Raw genomic sequence first — 3,109 nt, 5'->3', positions numbered from 1 at the left:
CGAACCTCCAAAATTTTTATTGACTCCTCCCTTAAGGTATAGATTTATAATAAATCATATAAAGTTTTTTTTCAACTAATTTAAAAGAATTTTCAATTTTAGATACAGGAAGAAAAAGCCCTTGGTGTTAATTAGAAATATGTAAAAACATAGTTATGATGAATAAAGAAATTAGAAATTAAAAAAATAAAAAAAGGAGGGTATGATATAAGATTTTATTTATATCATACAAGATAATATGAAGTTACTTTTTGAAAAAACAAATTTAAAAAACTTAGAACTTAAAAATAGATTTATAAGATCAGCTACATGGGAAGGTTTAGCTGAAGAAAATGGGCATTTAAACGAAAATATTTATGAATTTTACAAAAAACTTGCTCAAGGAGGAGTAGGACTGATTGTAGCAGGTTATGCCTATATCAGTAAAGATGAACAGCCAAATATAAAAATGCTAGGTATTCAAGATGACTCTTTAATAGATGAATACAAAAAATTAGTTAATATAGTGCATGAGTATGATGCTAAAATAGCATTGCAAATAGTTTATGGGGGCTCTCAAAATCATCATCCAGAAAAAGATAATATGGAGATTTTAGGACCTTCTGCTGTAGAAAATATAGTTTCTGGAATAACTCCTAAAGAGGCTACAAAGGAAGAGATAAAAAAAATCGTTAAATTGTTTGGAGATGCAGCTGTAAGAGCTAAAAAAGCTGGTTTTGATGCTGTTGAAATACATGCGGCTCACGGGCATTTGCTAAGTCACTTCTTAACTCCTTATTATAATAGAAGACAGGATGAATATGGTGGTGAAATCCACAACAGAGCTCGTATAATATATGAAGTTATAGAAGAGATTAAAGAAAGAGTGGGAGAAGACTACCCTATAATGATAAAACTTAACCACAATGATTTTATGGAAAAAAATATGGGATTAACAGAAATAGAAGCTTTAGAGGTTCTTAAGAGAGTTGATGAATTAGGTGTCGATTTAATAGAAGTAAGTGGTGGAAGTGCACCTTCCGCTACATTTAATATGGGGAAAAATTTAAACCTTTTAGAAAACCAGTCTTATTTTAAAGAAGCTGGTGAAAAAATTGCTAAAACTATAAAGGCAAAAATCAGTTTAGCTGGAGGAAACAAAAACTTTTCTCTAATGGAAGAAATATTAAATACAACAAATATAGAATATTTTTCTTTATCAAGAGCATTGATCAGCGAACCAGATCTTATTAATAAATGGAAAAATGAAAATAAATATAAACCTAGATGTGTGTCTTGCAATTATTGCTTACAGACCATGCCTGTTACATGCATATTAAATAAAAAATAATACTAAGCCGGTCATTAAAGACCGGCAAGTTTTTTTGTTTCCATTGCTAGTTGGTTAGAATCTATTTATTCTACGATTAATATAATCTAACTTGAAGGTTTACACAAATATTTAATTGGCCCCTACTTTAATTGTGGTTTCATTATGTATTTTCTCAAAATCTACATGTTTATAATATCTATTTCCAATACATGCTTCATACTCTTCTTTAGAGAAGTTTTTATTTGATAGCTCTATTGAGACTATTTTTTCAAAGTTTTCTTTTATTCCAGGTAATCTATTTTTTATTACATCAAAAACAATAAAGATATCAAGATTTACATAGTCGTGAGCTACTCTATTTCTAAAATCTTTTAATATTTTCCAAGGAATATCTAGATTTTTATCTTTCAGTTCTTTACTTATTTTACCACTAGCTTCACCAATATTAACAAGTAAAGACAATGATGCATTAAAAGGCATTTGGTCATTTGCATCAAAGAAGATTTCTGGGTCATCATAATCATTACTATATTTTTGAAGCTTTCCGATACTCTCTAAAATACTTAAAACATAAAGTAAGTCATTAGTTATATTTTGTAACATATACTATCTCCTTTTTAGCTCTCATAAGAACAATAGGGTTTGCATATTTTTCAATCATAATATCTAAATTAACCTTAATTATTGGTTCTAACTCCTCTTTCAATTTTATCCACTTTTTAAAATCAGTATCATCTACAAGGATATCGATATCATTTCCATCCTCGCCTCTAGCAATCGAACCGAATATTCCTATTTTTTCTATATTGTATTTTTCAAAGATATTTTCTTTTTTTAAACTAGTTTTAAAGGCATCTAATGTCATAGCATCCTCCTTTAGATTTTATTAGCTTTATTATATCATGAACATAAAAAAATAAAAATTAAAAAAGAGATTAATCTTTCATCTCCTCAATCAGGTTATAAAACATAGCCTTAGAGCATCCAACCATCTTTATGGCATCTTTCACACGGATGTAGTTTGGATTGTCTTTGTTCCTTGTAAGAGGGTAGATTTCGTTGAATTTTTCTCTGAACTCATCGTTTTTATTTCTACCAAACTTTACACCTTTAGCTAGAGCTCTTTCGATTCCCTCTTTCTGACGCTTACGAAGCTCTTTACGCTCCCATTCAGCTTTTAGTAAATCAACCTGTAACATTGTATCTAGCATCACATTAAGCATCGCTTCAGCCAACGAGTCAGCATCCCTCTCCACTAACTTCTCTTTTAAAAAGTTATTCAGATAAGCTTGATCCACTGATTCCACACTTACCCCACGAGCAGCTAGATTCAATAAACACTCACGGACCTCTTTGGCATTTCTCCCTATTCTATCCAAATTTTTAACAACAATAACATCACCATCTTTTACCCATTCGTTTAAAAGTTCGTTCCATACTTCTCTATCTTCAAAACTTTTCCCAGATTTTTTTTCCTGGAAGATTGTTCTAGGATTAGCTCCTAATTCTTTAAAATATTCTACTTGTCTGTCTAAGTTCTGCGTCTCAGAAGAAACTCTAGCATAATAGTATTTCATGAGTATATCCATCTCCTCGTTTTAAGTTCTGAACCCATTATACTTTCTTTGTGAAAAAAATACAATAAATCTTTAGAGAAAATTAGACTAAAGTTAAAAAAATGAGAAAAGGTATATATTAGACTAAAAATTTTTAGTGTAGAAAAAGTCTAAAAAAGTCTACTTTTATAGACTTATATAAATAAAAAATATTAAAAGGCTAAAAATAAAAAAAAAAATT

General features: G+C 29.4%; 4 protein-coding genes. 1 reads left to right on the top strand and 3 read right to left on the bottom strand.

What is annotated here, in order from left to right; all coding sequences use genetic code 11:
* Positions 1 to 238 precede the first annotated feature (238 nt).
* Complete coding sequence (locus L988_RS11990; RefSeq protein WP_047384577.1) at positions 239 to 1,330, top strand: NADH:flavin oxidoreductase; 1,092 nt, start codon at positions 239 to 241, stop codon at positions 1,328 to 1,330.
* 111 nt (positions 1,331 to 1,441) lie between these two features.
* On the opposite strand, the gene L988_RS11985 is transcribed toward L988_RS11990, so the two are convergent.
* The 3 genes from L988_RS11985 to L988_RS11975 form a co-directional block, all read right to left on the bottom strand.
* Positions 1,442 to 1,915: a DUF86 domain-containing protein gene (locus L988_RS11985; protein ID WP_052191845.1), complete on the bottom strand. Its 474-nt coding sequence runs from the start codon at positions 1,913 to 1,915 to the stop codon at positions 1,442 to 1,444.
* Positions 1,896 to 2,177, bottom strand: coding sequence for a nucleotidyltransferase family protein (locus tag L988_RS11980; protein ID WP_047384575.1), 282 nt, complete (start codon positions 2,175 to 2,177; stop codon positions 1,896 to 1,898). Before L988_RS11980 ends, L988_RS11985 begins: the two co-directional genes overlap by 20 nt.
* 70 nt (positions 2,178 to 2,247) lie before the next feature.
* The gene (locus L988_RS11975; protein ID WP_047384573.1) at positions 2,248 to 2,889 is read right to left on the bottom strand and encodes a recombinase family protein; all 642 of its coding nucleotides are present in this window, start codon (positions 2,887 to 2,889) and stop codon (positions 2,248 to 2,250) included.
* Positions 2,890 to 3,109: the final 220 nt, after the last annotated feature.

It is taken from the genome of Cetobacterium sp. ZWU0022 (assembly GCF_000800875.1).
Classification (GTDB): Bacteria; Fusobacteriota; Fusobacteriia; order Fusobacteriales; family Fusobacteriaceae; genus Cetobacterium_A.
This window is presented reverse-complemented; position numbering and strand designations above follow the sequence as displayed.

Bases quoted from the DNA above. Each gene is read 5' to 3' on its own strand.
- L988_RS11980 (WP_047384575.1), bottom strand. From the start codon at position 2,177: ATGACATTAGATGCCTTTAAAACTAGTTTAAAAAAAGAAAATATCTTT.
- L988_RS11990 (WP_047384577.1), top strand. From the start codon at position 239: ATGAAGTTACTTTTTGAAAAAACAAATTTAAAAAACTTAGAACTTAAA.
- L988_RS11985 (WP_052191845.1), bottom strand. From the start codon at position 1,915: ATGTTACAAAATATAACTAATGACTTACTTTATGTTTTAAGTATTTTA.
- L988_RS11975 (WP_047384573.1), bottom strand. From the start codon at position 2,889: ATGAAATACTATTATGCTAGAGTTTCTTCTGAGACGCAGAACTTAGAC.